The organism is Duganella fentianensis (genome assembly GCF_964031615.1).
Lineage (GTDB): Bacteria > Pseudomonadota > Gammaproteobacteria > Burkholderiales > Burkholderiaceae_D > Rugamonas > Rugamonas fentianensis_A.
Window position 1 is genome coordinate 147,116 of record NZ_CAXIQN010000013.1, and the last position, 15,988, is coordinate 163,103.

General features: G+C 60.8%; 10 protein-coding genes. 4 read left to right on the top strand and 6 right to left on the bottom strand.

Annotated elements, in window-relative coordinates; translation table 11 throughout:
* Nucleotides 1-7: 7 nt before the first annotated feature.
* The 4 genes from ABNT42_RS08725 to ABNT42_RS08740 form a co-directional block, all read right to left on the bottom strand.
* A complete protein-coding gene (locus ABNT42_RS08725) occupies nucleotides 8-586 on the bottom strand; it encodes a TRAP transporter small permease subunit (RefSeq protein ID WP_348696285.1) in 579 nt (192 codons plus the stop codon).
* A gap of 136 nt (nucleotides 587-722) precedes the next feature.
* Complete coding sequence (gene argH, locus ABNT42_RS08730) at nucleotides 723-2,120, bottom strand: argininosuccinate lyase (protein ID WP_155432847.1); 1,398 nt, start codon at nucleotides 2,118-2,120, stop codon at nucleotides 723-725.
* A 141-nt stretch (nucleotides 2,121-2,261) separates the two neighbouring features.
* Nucleotides 2,262-3,686, bottom strand: coding sequence for a YfcC family protein (locus tag ABNT42_RS08735; protein WP_348696286.1), 1,425 nt, complete (start codon nucleotides 3,684-3,686; stop codon nucleotides 2,262-2,264).
* 12 nt (nucleotides 3,687-3,698) lie between these two features.
* Nucleotides 3,699-4,838 (bottom strand): succinylglutamate desuccinylase/aspartoacylase family protein, encoded by a 1,140-nt coding sequence (locus ABNT42_RS08740; RefSeq protein ID WP_348696287.1) that lies wholly within the window; start codon nucleotides 4,836-4,838, stop codon nucleotides 3,699-3,701.
* A gap of 169 nt (nucleotides 4,839-5,007) precedes the next feature.
* Here ABNT42_RS08740 and ABNT42_RS08745 point away from each other — a divergent pair, with 169 nt between their 5' ends.
* From ABNT42_RS08745 to ABNT42_RS08760, 4 genes are all read left to right on the top strand, one after another.
* Nucleotides 5,008-7,761, top strand: coding sequence for a TonB-dependent receptor (locus ABNT42_RS08745; RefSeq protein ID WP_348696288.1), 2,754 nt, complete (start codon nucleotides 5,008-5,010; stop codon nucleotides 7,759-7,761).
* Between the two features lie 106 nt (nucleotides 7,762-7,867).
* On the top strand, nucleotides 7,868-9,202 hold the full coding sequence (locus ABNT42_RS08750; RefSeq protein ID WP_348696289.1) for a cyanophycinase: 1,335 nt from the start codon (nucleotides 7,868-7,870) through the stop codon (nucleotides 9,200-9,202).
* A gap of 74 nt (nucleotides 9,203-9,276) precedes the next feature.
* Nucleotides 9,277-10,533, top strand: a complete 1,257-nt coding sequence (locus tag ABNT42_RS08755; RefSeq protein WP_348696290.1) for a cyanophycinase — start codon at nucleotides 9,277-9,279, stop codon at nucleotides 10,531-10,533.
* Nucleotides 10,534-10,605: 72 nt separating this feature from the next.
* Nucleotides 10,606-12,093, top strand: a complete 1,488-nt coding sequence (locus ABNT42_RS08760) for a M64 family metallopeptidase (RefSeq protein ID WP_348696291.1) — start codon at nucleotides 10,606-10,608, stop codon at nucleotides 12,091-12,093.
* Nucleotides 12,094-12,111: 18 nt separating this feature from the next.
* Here the strand turns inward: ABNT42_RS08760 and ABNT42_RS08765 are convergent, their stop codons facing one another.
* Together ABNT42_RS08765 and parC are read right to left on the bottom strand one after the other, a co-directional pair.
* A complete protein-coding gene (locus ABNT42_RS08765; protein ID WP_348696292.1) occupies nucleotides 12,112-13,305 on the bottom strand; it encodes a sensor domain-containing diguanylate cyclase in 1,194 nt (397 codons plus the stop codon).
* Between the two features lie 33 nt (nucleotides 13,306-13,338).
* Nucleotides 13,339-15,984, bottom strand: a complete 2,646-nt coding sequence (parC, locus tag ABNT42_RS08770; RefSeq protein ID WP_348696293.1) for a DNA topoisomerase IV subunit A — start codon at nucleotides 15,982-15,984, stop codon at nucleotides 13,339-13,341.
* Nucleotides 15,985-15,988 lie beyond the last annotated feature (4 nt).

A 15,988-nucleotide genomic window follows, 5' to 3' on the forward strand; every position in this document is an offset into this window, starting at 1 on the left:
TAGGGACTCAGTCGATGTGGTTGGCGGCCTTGATGGCGGCGATTTCCTGCTGCGGGTTGTGGGCCGCGCGGCTGAAGCTGCGATCGTCTATGCGCCCAGCCAGATAGGCGATGCGCTTGATGATTTCGGCCAGCGTCTGCAGCACCAGCAGCAGAAAGCCCAGTGGTACCAGCAGCTTGGCCGGCCAGACGATCAGGCCACCGGCATTGGGCGACATTTCACCGCTTTGCAGCGACAGTAGTGCATACGGCGTGCCGTAGTAGAGAATTAGCAGCGCAATCGGCAGCAGGAACAGGATAAAGCCGATCAGGTCTATCCATACCTGCGTGCGGCGCGAAAAACGGCTGGTGATGACGTCGATGCGCACATGCTCGTCGCGCTTGAGGGTGTAGGCGGAAGCCAGCATGAACATGGTGGCGAACAGATACCACTGGATTTCCAGCCATGCGTTGGAACTGAGATTGAAGCTGTAGCGCATCAGCGCATTGCCGGTGCAGATCAGCACAGCCGCCAGTAAAGCCCAGCCGACGGCATGGGCGATGGCTTCGTTGAATCGGTCGATGGCGCGGGCAAGCTTCATGAACATGAGAACTCCTCTACGTCCGGCAACGTCTCCGGCAGGGCATTGCAATGGCAGCGTAGCTGCTTGGCTGCGTGTTTGCAGTCAGGGCTGGATGCAGCAGCTACGCCGGACCGCTCTGATCCGGCGCAGCGAGGCAGGATTAGCCTGCCAGTTGGGCGCGCACGCGTGCGATGGCTTTGCGCACTTGTGCCGGCGCGGTGCCACCCACGTGGTCACGTGCGGCCACCGAGCCTTCCAGCGTCAGCACGGCGAATACGTCGTCGCCGATCAGTGGCGAGAAGGCGCGCAACTGTTCCAGCGTCATTTCGGCCAGATCGATCTTCAGGCCGTCGCAGGCACGCACGGCATGCGCCACAGCTTCGTGGGCATCACGGAATGGCAGACCTTTTTTCACCAGATAGTCGGCCAGATCGGTAGCGGTGGCGTAGCCCTGCAGCGCTGCGGCACGCATGGCGTCCGGCTTGACGCTGATGCCGCCCGCCATGTCGGCGAAGATGCGCAGCGTATCGACCACCGTATCGACGGTGTCGAACAGCGGTTCCTTGTCTTCCTGATTGTCCTTGTTGTAGGCCAGTGGCTGGCCTTTCATCAGGGTCAGCAGGCCCATCAGGTGGCCGTACACGCGGCCCGTCTTACCACGTGCCAGTTCCGGCACGTCCGGATTTTTCTTCTGCGGCATGATGGACGAGCCGGTGCAGAAGCGGTCAGCGATATCGATGAAGCCTACGCGTGGGCTCATCCAGATGATCAGTTCTTCCGACATGCGCGACACGTGGGTCATGATCAGCGAAGCGGCAGCGGTGAATTCGATGGCGAAGTCGCGGTCCGAGACGGCATCCAGCGAGTTGTGGCACACATCGTCGAAGCCCAGCGTCTTGGCGACGCGCTCGCGGTCGATCGGGAAGGTGGTGCCGGCCAGTGCAGCGGCGCCCAGCGGCAGACGGTTGACGCGCTTGCGGCAGTCCAGCATACGCTCGGCATCGCGGCCGAACATTTCGACGTAGGCCAGCATGTGGTGGCCGAAGGTGATCGGCTGGGCGACCTGCATGTGGGTGAAGCCGGGCAGGATGGTGTCGGCGTTTTTCTCGGCCAGATCCACCAGCGCGCTGCGCAGCGAGTGCAGCAGGGCCAGCACGTCGTCGATGGCGGAGCGTACGTACAGACGGATGTCGGTGGCTACCTGATCGTTACGCGAACGGCCCGTGTGCAGGCGCTTGCCGGCATCGCCGACCAGTTCGGTCAGGCGTTTTTCGATATTCAGGTGCACATCTTCCAGATCGAGCAGCCATTCGAACGTGCCGGCTTCGATTTCGGCGCTGATCTGCGCCATGCCGCGTTCGATTTCGGCGCGGTCTGCCGCGCTGATGATGCCTTGCGCGGCCAGCATTTCGGCGTGCGCCAGCGAACCCTGAATGTCGGCCTTGGCCATGCGGTTATCGAAAAATACCGAGGCGGTGTAGCGTTTGACCAGATCGGAAACAGGTTCGTTAAAGCGGGCCGACCAGGCTTCGCTTTTCTTGGAAAGTTGTGCAGTCATAGTAGAAGCGTAAGGGGATGCTGATTAATGTCAGCGGTGATTATAAACCGGGGCTGCTCAAAAATATGTCAACCTTGCGTTTTTGCCTACTAAAATCAGGCCACAACCCCGGTTTTTTGGGTGTTTTTGCTGAATCAGGTCTTACTGCCAGTTCATCAGGCAGGGCGGTACCAGCATGGCCAGCGCCAGTACGGCGTAGATCAGTTGCAGCGGAATCATCCACTTGGCCCAGGTAATCCATGGGATGCGGGCTAATGCCAGCACGCCCACGGTAATGCCCGAGGTAGGGATCATCGGGGTGGTCAGTTCGCCCAGTTGGAAAGCCAGAATCGCCGTCTGGCGCGTCACGCCCACCAGATCGGACAGGGGCGCCATGATGGGCATGGTGAGCGCAGCCTGCCCGCTGCCGGAGTGGATGAAGAAGTTGATCACGGTCTGGATGCCGAACATTTTCCATGCCGCGAACACGGGCAGCGAGGACTGCACCAGCGGCATCAGGCCGTGCAGCATGGTGTCGATGATATGGGCGTCGCGCGCCAGAATCATGGTGCCGCGCGCCAGCGCAATCACCAGTGCCGTGCCGACCAGATCACGCGCGCCCTGTATGAAGCTCTCGACGATCTGGGTGGAATCCAGTTTGCCCACCAGACCGATGACGATGCCCATCACCAGGAACAGTGCAGCGATTTCATCGATATACCAGTCGTAGCCCACCACGCCGCCTACCATGATGGCCAGCGAGGCGACGAAGATGGCCAGTACCAGCTTGTGGCGGCCCGTAATGCCGTGGAACTCGCCCAGACCATGCGGCTGTTCTTTGCGCTTTTCCAGATCCAGCGCATAGGTAGGGCTCAGTTGCGGGTTCTTCTTGACCCGCGCCGCGTACCACATCAGGAAAGCGATGGTGACGCCGGTGGCGATCACCCATACGATCAGGCGATAGCCCCAGCCGGAGAATACGGGAACGCCGGCGATGCCTTGCGCGATGCCGACGTTGAAGGGGTTGAGGAAAGCGGCGCCGAAGCCCACCTGCGAGCCGAGGAAGGGAATCGAGACGCCGGTCACCGTGTCATAGCCCAGCGCCAGTGCCAGCGGCACAAAAATCATCACAAACGGGATGGCTTCCTCGTTCATGCCGAAGGTGGCACCGCCGATCGAGAACATGGTGACGAACACGGGGATCAGCGCCTTCTGGATGAAGGGCGAGCTGTCATGCGCGCGCGCCAGCGCCTTGATCATGGCATCGACGGCTTCGGTCTTCTGCAGTACCGCGAAGGCACCGCCCACCACCAGTACGAAGCCGATGATCAGCGCCGCTTCCACAAAGCCCTTGATAGGTGCTTTGATCAGCGCCGTTACGCCCTGCGGTACGCTGGGAATGTAGTGGAAGCTGGCCGGATCGATCAGCTGCTTGCCGTTCACCAGATGGGTATCGTATTTGCCGCCCGGGACCAGCCACGTGGCCGCGGCAATCAGCGCCAGGATGATGAACAGCAGGACGAAAGTATGCGGCAGCTTGAACTTTTTTTTGCCGCCGGGGGCGGCTTGGTGGCTAGGGACGCTCATGGATGGGCTCTCTTATTGGCTCAGCAGATCACCGGCGCGGTAGGCCGTGGCACCGGCGATTTTTCCGATGTTCATGCCACGGATGACGTGGCGGTGGGCGCTGCGGGCGAAGAATACGCCGGCCACGCCAGCATGGATAACCGTGGTCTCGCCGCTGACGGGATCGATGATGTCGGCAATCGCATCGCCGGCCGCCACGCGCTCACCCAGCTCGCGCGTGTAGACCAGGATGCCGGGGTGGGGCGCGTACAGCGGCTCCACGCCTTCCAGCGGGGTGGCCTCGCACAGCGGCGCCGGCAGCACGCGGGCGGCGGCTTCGGCGGCCGCATCGGCCGCCAGCACCACGCCATTCAGGGTGAGGAATTGCAGCAGACCGGCAGCATCCTTCTGTGCCAGTGCGTAGTGCACTTCCTGCTCGCCGCGCAATTCCACCGTGGTGGAAACGCAGGCCGGCGGGATCGGGTAGCGCCCTTCGAAATGGCGCTCCAGATCCCACCACAGGCGGCTGCAGGCTTCGTCGAACGGTTCGCCGCCCGCCTGATAGGCCAGCAGCACGGCATGGGCACCAATGATGGCCGACAGCGGTGCGATGGCCTCGGCCAGCGGCGTACCGGCGTAGATGTGTAGCGCGGCTTCGTTATCGCAGTGCAGATCGAGCACGATGTCGGCATCGATGGCCATGGTCATCAGGATTTTCTTCAGCGCTTCCGCATCCGTGGCGGGATGCCATGCAGCGATGGAGTCGCGCGCATGGGCGCGGATCAGGGCCACGTTGGCGTCGGCATCCTGCCCCAGCAGGCCGTCCAGCGAAGCTTTCAGATCATCGGCCACGTGCTTGTAGGCGCGGTTGAAATTGATGCCGGTGGTCAGATCGAAGCGGCCGAAGGCGGCGCCGTGGATGGCCTGTGCCAGCCCGATAGGATTGGCGGCCGGAACGAGGATCACTTCACCCTGCAAACGGCCCGCTGCTTCCAGTGCAATCAGTTCCTTGCGCAGGAACTGCGCTACCAGCATGCCCGGTACTTCGTCCGCATGCAGCGAGGCTTGTATATACACCTTCTTGCCGCTGCCCGGCGTTCCGAAGTGCAGGCTGGTCAACTGGTAGTGGGCGTTGCTGTGCGCGCCGGAAATGGGGTGCTGGTGTACTTGCATGATGGCCGTGGCGAGGTCTGTGAGTGATTCGACAAAGATTGAGTATGTAGCACTATTTTCACAAAGTAAATGTACATATGTGGAATCTGTGCAGGGTTCCTTGAGTTTTGCTCATGATATGCGTACAGTTAGTTTAATGTAATCATTTCTTCAACTGAGAGAGCAAAACATGGGTGCAACACGCAAATTGCAGGTTTCGAATATGGCGCTGGCGATCAAGCTGGCGCTGGGAGTGGGGGCCGTGGCTGGCCTGATGCAGCAGGTACAGGCGCAGGAAGCGGCCGTTAGCGCTGTGCCGGTGCCCAAGGTGGAAATCACCGGTTCGGCGATCCGCCGCATCGAATCCGAAACCGCATTGCCGGTGCAGGTCATCACCCGTGAAGAAATCGACAAGGCCGGCGTGACCACCGCATCCGAACTGATGGCGCGCGTGTCGGCCAACGTGGGCGGCCTGACCGATGGCGCCTCCATCAATGTGGGCGGCGACCAGCGCGGTTTTAACAGTGCCAACCTGCGCGGCATCGGCACCTCGTCCACGCTGGTGCTGCTGAATGGCCGCCGCATGGCCAACTTCGCTTCGCCCGGCGACGACACGGGCGTCGATCTGAATAACATCCCTGCCGCTGCCATCCAGCGCGTGGAAGTGCTGCTGGACGGCGCTTCCGCGCTGTACGGCACGGACGCTATCGGCGGTGTGATCAACTTCATCACCCGCAAGGACTTCCAAGGGCTGGAACTGAATGCCTATGGCAGCAAAACGCAGGAAGGCGGCGCTGGCAAGCGCACCGCCAGCCTGAGCGCGGGGACGGGCGATCTGGGCCGCGATGGCTACAACGTCTTCGCCGTGGTGGACGTACAGCGCACGGGGGCACTGAATACTTCGCAGCGCAAATTTATCGACGACCTGAAGATCGCCGAACGCCTGCCGCACCTGCTATCCGGCTATACCAGTCCGGCCAATATCCGCCTGACCGGCGCCCAGCGTGATTACCTGCAGGAGCAGGGCTTTACCATCAACGGCAAACCGATCACCAACCGCACCATCAATCTGTCGCAGCCTAATTGCGCACCACCGGCCAATCTGTACCTGCCGAATGGTACTGGCGGGGTGGATGCCTGTACTTACAACTACATGGGTGACACCGAGCTGTATCCGAAGTCGGACAAGGTCAATCTGCTGTCGCGCGGCGTGCTGCAGATCAATCCGGACAACCAGCTGTTTGCCGAAGTGGCGCTGAGCCGCTCCAAGACTTACTACGTGGGTTCGTCGGCGCGGGTGACGGGCGTGGTCAATTACAAGCGCATTCCGGCACTGGCCAAATATGACCTGGAATCGGAAGCTGCCAGCGCCGACGACGATGTGGTGGGCGATGTCACCCTGCGTATGCGCCTCAACGAAGCGGGCCGCCGTACCAGTGAACTGACCAGCGAAAGCCAGCGCATCGTGCTGGGCCTGACGGGTAGCGCCGGCGGCTGGGATTACGACGTGGGCCTGAACCACAGCGTGAATACCATCAAGGACAAGGATACCCACGGCTACGTGCTGTACGACAAACTGATGGAAGGTATCTACAATGGTCTGATCAATCCGTTCGGCCCTTCCAGCGCTGCCGGCGTGGCCCTGCTCGATTCGATCCAGGTCAATGACGATGTGCGCCATGCGCGCGGCGTGATGGATTCGATCGACTTCAAGGTCTCGCATACGCTGGGTGCCATGGGCGGCGGCGATGCTGCCATGGCGATCGGCGGTGAAGTGCGCCACGAGCGCACCGACTTCACGCCGTCGGCACTGCTGATGAGCGATAACATCAACAACGACTTTGCACCGGAAGGTGGCCGCGCCACCAGCGACAAGCGCAGCGTGCAGGCTGTGTATGGCGAGCTGCTGCTGCCGTTCACCAAGCAGCTGCAGGCGCAGGTGTCGGCCCGTTACGACCACTATCAGGTGGTGGGCGGTGCGGCCAGCCCGAAAGTGGGCCTGAGCTACACCCCGAGCAAGACCATGCTGTTCCGCGCTTCGGCGGGCCGTGGCTTCCGCGCACCATCGATGTCCGATCTGTACCGTCCTACCGTGTTCAGTTCCACCGCCACGCTGCCGGATCCGGTGTACTGCGCCACGGTGGATAACAACTTCGCCGATTGCGCCGACAACTGGGATACCCGCCGCTATTCCAACGACAAGCTGAAACCTGAGCGCAGCCGCCAGTACTCGCTGGGCATGGTGCTGGAGCCAGTGAAGAATGCTTCGCTGTCGCTGGACTACTGGAACATCAAGCGCACCGACCTGATTAGCGAACTGGGTGACGACGTTATCCTCGGCAATCTGGCCAAGTATGGTGATCTGGTACACCGCGATGAAGATGGTCTGATCAACTACATCGAACTGCGCAAGGAAAACCGCGGCGCGCAGATTGCCTCCGGTCTGGACCTGACGATCGACTATCGTGGCGTGCAGACGGCACTGGGCCGCTTCGGTGGCCATCTGTCCGGCACCTATGTGCTGAATTCGAAGATCCAGAACAGCGTGGGCGATGTCTACCTGAGCAATCTGGGCCGCTTTGTCACGGATAGCGTGGTGCAGCGCTGGCGCCACACCATCACCTTCGACTGGGATAAAGGCCCGTTCTCGGCCAGCCTGTCGAACACCTATTCGAGCGGCTATGAAGACCAGAACACGGCAATTAATATCGACGATGGTTCGGTGGTTGCGAAAAACCGTGTGAAAGCCTACTCGCTGTGGGATCTGTCGGGTGCATGGCAGGTGAACAAGGCGCTGAAACTGCGCGCCGGCGTGCAGAACCTGCTCGATACGGCGCCACCGTACTCGAATCAGGCCTTCTACTTCATCTCCGGCTATGATCCGACCTACACCGATCCTCGTGGTCGTCGCATCTTTGCCACGGCTAATTACGCTTTCAAGTAAAGTAACGTAATGATGCATTAAGCCAGAGCGGCCAATTGATTGGTATGATCTGCGCTACGACGGCGCCGCGCGTGAGTGCGGCGCCGGTTTTACTAGGAAGGGCTACATGAATTTCTCAGGTTTTAAGCTACTGCGAGTGCTATTGCTATGGCTGCTGCTGTGCGGCGCCAGTGTGCAGGCGGCACAGGTAGCGGTCAGCACGCCGGCCGCCAAAGCGCCGGCCAGCAAACCGCAGCAGGCCGCAAAAAGCTCGAGCAAACCGGCCAAGGCGGTGCCGCCGCCCAAGCCGGTGCTGGCACCACCGGCCGGCAATCTGGTTATCATCGGCGGCGGTCTGCGTGCCGACAATGCGGAAGTCTGGCAGCGCATCGTCCAGCTGGCAGGCGGCAAGGGCGCCCGAATCGGCGTATTCGGCTCGGCCTCGATCAATCCCGAGCAGTCGGCCCAGAACACCATCAACAAACTCAATCAGTACGGCGCACAGGCCTTCTTCATTCCGCTCGGCGTCACCCTGCCCAATAGCGACTACCGCAAGGCGGCAGAAGATCCGGAAGTGGTGGCGGCGATTCATTCGGCCACCGGCATCTACTTTACCGGCGGCGATCAGGCGCGGATTACCCGTGCGCTGGTACGGCCGGACGGCAAGCATACGGCGGCACTGGATGCCGTGTGGGATGTGTACCGCGACGGCGGCGTGATCGCCGGCTCCAGCGCCGGTGCAGCCATCATGAGTACCACCATGTTCTACGACGCCAAGAGCACGCTGGAAATGCTCAAGCAAGGCGTCACGGAAGGTAACGAGATTTCGGCTGGACTGGGCTTCATCGGTGACGATGTGTTTGTCGACCAGCACTTGCTGGTACGGGGCCGCTTTGCCCGCATGATTCCTGTGATGCTGAAGAAGGGTTACCAGATCGGTCTGGGCATCGATGAAAATACGGCCATGGTGGTCAATGCCAAACGCGACGTGGAAATCATCGGCTATAGCGGGGCACTGCTGCTCGACCTGTCGGCCGCGATTACCGATCGTGGCATCAAGGGCTTTAACATCAGCAATGCCACCATCAGCTATCTGGACCGGGGCGATAAATTCAATCTGGTGACGCGCGAATTCACCCCGTCGCCCGATAAAGCCGACAACAAACTCGATCCGAATCAGCCGGAAACCCGCGAACCCGTATTCACCAACGACATACTGGGGAATAACGCCGTGCTGGATCTGATGGTCAATCTGATCGACAACGCCCAGCAGGAAGCCATCGGTATCGCTTTTGGCAATCCGCGCGATGCCTATCCCGATATCGGTTTCGAGTTCAGATTTAGTAAAACTATCAACAGTGTCGGCTATAGCTCGACCGAAGTGGAGGCTTACTCCGTGCTGAAGTTACGCATGGATGTGCGGCCGATACAGTTACAGGCGCCGCTCTATCGCTACCGCTAGCAGCCGGCAAAAAATCAGGTATATTGAAGGGATGGCGTGTGTAGCGCCATCCCTTTTTCTTTGCGGAGGCGGCAATGCGTAGGGCGGATACATGGTGGCAGCGGGTAGTGCAGGCAGCATTGATGCTGGCCGTGCCTTTTGGCGCGGCGCAGGCTGCAGCGGATGCGCCCAAAGGCTCGCTGGTCATCATCGGCGGTAATCTGCAGGCGGACAATGCCGAGGTATGGCAGCGCATCGTCCAGCTGGCCGGTGGCCCCGGCGCCAAGCTGGCCGTGCTGCCTTCTGCCGCGGCCGATCCCGTCCCCGTCGGTGCCGCCATCGTCGAGCGCTTCCGCATGTATGGCGCCGACGCGTTTCTGGTGCCGCTAGCCGTAAAACTGGCCGATAGCGATTACCGCCAGGTGGCCGACGATCCGCAACTAGCCGATGCTGTGCGCAGTGCGGGCGGCGTGTTCTTTGCCGGTGGCGATCAGGCCCGCATCACGCAGGCGCTGGTGCGGCCGGACGGCAGCCGCAGTGCCGTGCTCGATGCCGTGTGGGATCTGTACCGCAATGGTGGCGTGGTGGCCGGAAATAGCGCTGGTGCCGCCATCATGAGCAGCACCATGTTCTATGCACCGGGCCCGGTGTTTTCCGCGCTGCGGGCCGGTGTGACGGAAGGGCGCGAGATTGCGCCGGGGCTGGGCTTCATCGGTGACGATGTATTCGTTGACCAGCACTTCCTCGTGCGCGGGCGCTTCGCCCGCATGATACCGGCCATGCTGAAGAAGGGCTACAAGTTCGGCCTCGGTATCGATGAAAATACCGCCATGGTGGTGGATAGCCGCCGGCAGGTGGAAATCGTCGGCCATCGCGGCGCGCTGCTGGTAGATCTGCGCCGCGCCACCACGGATGCCAGCCATGGCGGCTTTAACGTCGCCAATGCCATGCTCAGCTATCTGGACAAGGGCGACCGTTACGACCTGTCCAGCCATACCTTTATTCCTTCTCAGGCCAAGGCGGGCGGCAAGCTCGATCAGCGTGCCGTACAGATGGCGCAACCCGTGTTTTCCGCCGATATACTGGCGCGCAATGCGCTGATGGAGTTGATGGAAAATCTGATCAACAATCGTCGCAGCGAAGCCATCGGCATTGCCACCAGCGGGCGCAATTCGCCGCTACCGGAACTGGGCTTCCAGTTCACCTTCAGCAAAACCCGTGACAGCGTGGGCTACGCCTCGGCTGCGCAGCAAAGCTATTCCATCCTGAATATGCGGCTCGATATCCGCCCGCTCGATATCGGCCAGTCGCTTAGTTCGTCACTTAGTCAGTCGCTGCCGCAAAAGAACTAGCGTCGCTGCATGCCGCCGCTGCGCTGGCCGGATTAGAATGATGGCCTGCCATATTTCACCGATAGGAAGATCATGTCCCTGTTTGTTTCCCGCACGCCGCTGCGTGCTCTGGCCAGCGCGCTAGCGCTCACTTGCGGCCTGACCGCACTGCTGCCGCTTTCGGTACACGCTGCGGCCAGTGCCGCCGCCGTTGCCGCCGCTTCCGTCAAGGCCACCCAGTCGGCCACTGTGCGGGTGGATTATATGCATAGCGGGAATGCGCTCAACGAGAACTACGCGCTCGAACGCGTGGTGATTGAACCGCTGCCGTGGGCAGGCGATATGCGCCGCGCCATCGATGACACCAACCGTGGCAATAACATGCTGGAAGTGGTGGACAGTAAAACCGGCGAGCTACTGTATTCGCGCGGTTTCTCCACCATATTTGCCGAATGGCGCACCACCGAAGAAGCGCAGCATGCCAACCGAGGCTTTCAGGAGTCCGTACGTTTCCCGAAACCTGACCGGCCAGTGCGCGTGCGCATCCTCAAGCGTGATGACCGTAATGCCTTCTCGGTCGTGTGGACGGCCGAAATCGATACCGATGCCATGGACGTGGTACGCAAGCTGCCCGCCGCACCGGTCAAGCCGATTGCGATCCGCGTCAATGGCCCGTCGCCGCAGAAGGTCGACCTGCTCATCGTGGGCGATGGCTACACCGCAGCGGAACTGTCGAAGTTCGAAGCCAGCGCGCGCAAACTGGCCGACCATCTGTTTGCTACTTCGCCGTTCAAGGAACGCGCCAGCGACTTTAACGTGTGGGCACTGGCCATGCCGACAGCAGAATCGGGCGTCTCGCGTCCATCCACCGGTGTGCATCACGCTTCGCCGCTGGGTACACGCTACGACATCTTCGGTAGCGAGCGCTATGTGCTGACCACCGATAACCGCGCCCTGCGCGAACTGGCGCAGTATGCTCCTTACGAGTTCATCGAAATTCTGGTGAATAACGAGACCTATGGCGGTGGTGGTATCTTTGGCCAGTTCAGTACGGCGGCCGCGAATAACGATTGGGCTAACTACCTGTTCGTGCACGAATTCGGCCACCACTTTGCCGGTCTGGCCGACGAGTACTACACCTCGCCGGTGGCCTATCAGTCGGGTGCAGCCCGTCCCGAACCATGGGAACCGAATGCTACGGCGCTGCGCGATCCGGCCAATCTGAAATGGAAGCGCTTTGTTACGGCAGGCACGTCTCTGCCGACGCCATGGCCTAAGCAGACTTACGAAACCGCTTCGCGCGCCTATCAGAAGGAACGTGCGGCCTTGCGTGCAGCGCAGCGTCCGGAAGCGGAAATGAGCGCATTGTTCAAGAAAGATCTGGCCGAGAGCACGGCGCTGTTCACGCCCGATCCGCACTATCATGCAGTAGGCGCGTTCGAGGGGGCTAACTATGAAGCGAGCGGCTACTACCGTCCGCAGATGCAGTGCATTATGTTCGACCGTAGCGAGAAGTTCTGCGCCGTCTGCGCCGACGCGATCAGCACCATCATCGATCTGTATTCCCGTCAGGCGAATTAATAGGCGAGTAGAGCGGATTCAGTGACGTACGCCGACGGTGGCAGATTTCTGCCGCATTTTATCGGCGTACATTTCCACGTCGGCGTGGCGCATCAACTCCCGCAGGCTATCGCCATGCTGTAAGTAGAGCGCCAATCCTATGCTGGCGGACGGATGCAGGCAGATATCGTTCAGCAGCACTGGCTGTGCCACGGCGTGGCGGATCTTGTCGATCACTACTTCGGCCTGTTCGGAACTGGCAACGCTCTCCAGTACGGCGACAAACTCATCGCCGCCGATGCGGGCAACGGTGTCGACCGATCTGACACATAGGGAAATTCTGGCGGCGATGGTCTTGAGCAGCAGGTCACCCACGTCATGGCCGTGTTCATCATTGATGGCCTTGAAATCATTCAGGTCGATAAACAGCAAGGCGCCGCCGCTGCTGTCGCGCTGCGCCCGCAGTATGGCGGACTGCACCCGGTCCTGGAATAGCCGGCGGTTCGGCAGACCAGTCAGCTCGTCGTACTGGGCTGCATCCAGCAATTCAGCCTGCAAAGTAATGCGCTGGATGGCCGCACTGGCCTGCATCGCTGTGAAGCGGAGGATCTCCTCGTCGTCGCTGTGCGGGCTTTCCAGAGAGATCTGCAATTCACCGATCTTGATACCGGCCTGCTCCAGCGGGTAATGCCGCAAGGTGGCCGCCTCCTGCGCCATCTCGCCACAGGCAACGTAGGACCAGCGCCCGCCGTCTAGAACGAGAGCCAGTCCACGGCAGAATGTGCGGCGTTGCAGGATGGCGTAGAAGCTGTTGCAGAGCATTTCCAGCGTGCCTGAATGGTGCGCTGCAGTGGCCAGTTCGGCCATGGACTCGTAGGTGCGCGATAACTGCACCCGTTCCGTTACATCGCGCGCCACGCCTATCCGGATCTGTTCCTCGGCCATCCAGTAGGCGTTCCATTGCAGGTGGGCGATAGTCCCATCTTTGCGCACATAGCGGTTTTCGAAATTGCGGGAATGCTGGCCTTGCAGGACTTTCGCCATCGCCGCTTCTGTGCTGGCAAGATCCTTGGAATAGACAAATTCACGTAGATTGCGTCCCACCAGTTCCTCGGGGCGGTAGCCGAGGATGGCACAGGCGGCTTGATTGACGAAGACGATCTGACCATGATCCTGCACGAGAAAAATCGCGTCCAGCATCAAATCGGCTACTTTTTTTATGCTTTTTTTCATGGTCAGAGCATTAGCGACAGTGAAGACCGGAGCCTAGACTATCGGCGTCAGCGTGGTCGGCTTCAGCTTGGTAGCCAGCGCCTTGCCTTTGCGGGCGCGCTTGCCGAAGTGGACCGCCAGTGCCGATGCCGACAGACGTTCTTCCTGCGGCTTGGAAGCACGGCCGATGCCGGAAACAATTACGCCTTTCTGGCTGATAGGCTGGGCCGCGATCAGGGTTTCCTTGTCCTCCAGCTCCATCAGGATCACGCCACGGCCGCCGTTGGTCAGCACCTTCATTTCGTCCAGACCGAACACCAGCACGCGTGCGTTGGCCGACAGTACCGCTACGGCGCTGGCCGTATCGGGGATGACAGCCGGTGGCAGCGGGGTGGCGCCTTCGTCCAGCGTGATGTAGTTTTTGCCGCCCTTGATGCGGCTGACCATATCGCCTGCCTTGGCGACGAAGCCGAAGCCGGCGCTGGTGGTCAGCATCATCTGGGTGCTGGCGCTACCGGCGTAGTAATGCAGGATGCGGCTGCCGCTAGCCAGATCGATCAGCGTGGTAATCGGCACGCCATCGCCACGCGCGTTCGGTAGCGCAGCCACCGGCACAGAGTAGATCTTGCCGTTGCTGCCGAAGGCCAGCAAGTGATCCACCGTGCGGCATTCGAACGCGCCATACAGGCTGTCGCCCGCCTTGAAGGTGAACTGGGCCGAGTCGTGGCCGATGCCGCTGCGCGCACGGATCCAGCCTTTTTCCGAAATGATGACGGTGACCGGTTCGTCCACTACCTTCTGTTCTACTACGGCTTTCTGGGCTTCTTCGATCAGGGTACGGCGCGCATCGCCATACTGCTTGGTGTCCGTTTCGATTTCCTTGATGATGGCGCGCTTCATCGAGTTCGGGTTGTCCAGCAGGTCCTGCAGGATGCCTTTCTCTTTGCGCAGTTCGGCCAGTTCCTGCTGAATCTTGATGGCTTCCAGACGGGCCAGCTGGCGCAGGCGGATTTCCAGAATATCTTCAGCCTGAATTTCCGACAGGCGGAAGCGTTCCATCAGCGCCGCTTTCGGCTCGTCCGAATTACGGATGATGTGGATCACTTCATCGATATTCAGCAAGATGGTCTCGCGGCCTTCCAGAATATGGATGCGCGCATCGACCTTGCCCAGCTTGTACTGGCTGCGGCGGGTCACGGTGGCGAAGCGGAAGGTGATCCATTCCTGCAGAATTTCGGACAGACCTTTCTGGCGCGGGCGGCCATCGCCGCCTATCATCACCAGATTGATGGAGGCCGACGATTCCAGCGAGGTATGCGCCAGCAACAGCAGCATGAATTCGGTCTGGTCCTGATTCTTCGACTTCGGCTCGAATACCAGACGCACGGGTGCAGCGCGGCCCGATTCGTCGCGGATGGTGTCGAGCGAATTGAGGATCAGTGACTTCAGCGCCAGCTGTTCCGGCGACAGGGTTTTCTTGCCCAGCTTGATTTTCGGATTGGTCAGCTCTTCGATTTCTTCCAGCACCTTCTGGGCCGAAGTACCGGGTGGCAGTTCCGTTACCACTGCCTGCCATTGGCCGCGTGCCAGTTCTTCGATCTTCCAGCGCGCCCGCACCTTCATGCTGCCACGGCCGGTGGCGTACATATCGCTGATCTGCGAGGCAGGAGTGATGATCTGGCCGCCGCCGGGGAAGTCCGGGCCGGGGATCAGTTCCATCAGTTCGCTGTGGCTGATCTTCGGGTTCTTGATCATGGCCACTGTGGCCTGTGCCACTTCGGTCAGATTGTGCGACGGGATTTCCGTCGCCAGACCGACCGCAATACCGGAAGCGCCGTTCAGCAGCACCATCGGCAGGCGGGCAGGCAGCAGCGATGGTTCTTCCGTCGAACCGTCGTAGTTGGCCTGGAATTCCACCGTGCCCAGATTGATTTCGTCCAGCAGCACTTTGGCGATCGGGGTCAAACGGGCTTCCGTGTATCGCATCGCTGCGGCGCCGTCGCCGTCGCGCGAACCGAAGTTACCCTGACCGTCGATCAGCGGGTAGCGCAGCGAGAAGTCCTGCGCCATACGCACCATGGCGTCGTACACCGACTGGTCGCCGTGCGGGTGCAGCTTACCGAGCACGTCACCCACCACGGTGGCCGATTTACGCGGCTTGGCGGTGGAGTTCAGACCCATTTCGTTCATCGCGTACAGAATGCGGCGCTGTACGGGTTTCTGGCCATCGCACACGTCGGGCAGGGCGCGGCCCTTGACCACCGAGATGGCGTAATCCAGATAGGCCCGTTCTGCGAAGGTGGACAGGGTCAGCGAGTCGCCGCCATCGCCACCGTCGCCGTTGCCGAATACGCCGTTGTCCTCGCCGCCATTGCCACCGTTACCGTCGCCGCCGCCATTATCGCTGCCGTCACCGCCGTCACCATTACCGCTGCCGTCGTCGCCATTGCCGTTATCACCGCCGTCGCTGCTCTGGCCATCGCCGCTATTGCTGGCGTCGGTCATGCTGTTTTCCAGTGCGGTGTCATTGCTGTTGTCATCGGCCAGCGCTACGTCGTCGCCGGATTCGAACAGATCGCCTTCTACGGCGGCAGGGCTTGCCGCGGCTTGGTGGGCAGGTGCACCGGCTTTGCTGGCCGACGCGTTGCTGTTTGCGGCCGGCTCGCCGGCCGGTTCGTCAAAGAGATTTGCTTGAGTCATGATC

Excerpts from the sequence above, each read along its gene's own strand:
- argH (WP_155432847.1), bottom strand. The coding sequence starts at position 2,120 with ATGACTGCACAACTTTCCAAGAAAAGCGAAGCCTGGTCGGCCCGCTTT.
- ABNT42_RS08740 (WP_348696287.1), bottom strand. The coding sequence starts at position 4,838 with ATGCAAGTACACCAGCACCCCATTTCCGGCGCGCACAGCAACGCCCAC.
- ABNT42_RS08725 (WP_348696285.1), bottom strand. The coding sequence starts at position 586 with ATGTTCATGAAGCTTGCCCGCGCCATCGACCGATTCAACGAAGCCATC.
- ABNT42_RS08765 (WP_348696292.1), bottom strand. The coding sequence starts at position 13,305 with ATGAAAAAAAGCATAAAAAAAGTAGCCGATTTGATGCTGGACGCGATT.
- parC (WP_348696293.1), bottom strand. The coding sequence starts at position 15,984 with ATGACTCAAGCAAATCTCTTTGACGAACCGGCCGGCGAGCCGGCCGCA.
- ABNT42_RS08750 (WP_348696289.1), top strand. The coding sequence starts at position 7,868 with ATGAATTTCTCAGGTTTTAAGCTACTGCGAGTGCTATTGCTATGGCTG.
- ABNT42_RS08760 (WP_348696291.1), top strand. The coding sequence starts at position 10,606 with ATGTCCCTGTTTGTTTCCCGCACGCCGCTGCGTGCTCTGGCCAGCGCG.
- ABNT42_RS08755 (WP_348696290.1), top strand. The coding sequence starts at position 9,277 with ATGCGTAGGGCGGATACATGGTGGCAGCGGGTAGTGCAGGCAGCATTG.
- ABNT42_RS08745 (WP_348696288.1), top strand. The coding sequence starts at position 5,008 with ATGGGTGCAACACGCAAATTGCAGGTTTCGAATATGGCGCTGGCGATC.
- ABNT42_RS08735 (WP_348696286.1), bottom strand. The coding sequence starts at position 3,686 with ATGAGCGTCCCTAGCCACCAAGCCGCCCCCGGCGGCAAAAAAAAGTTC.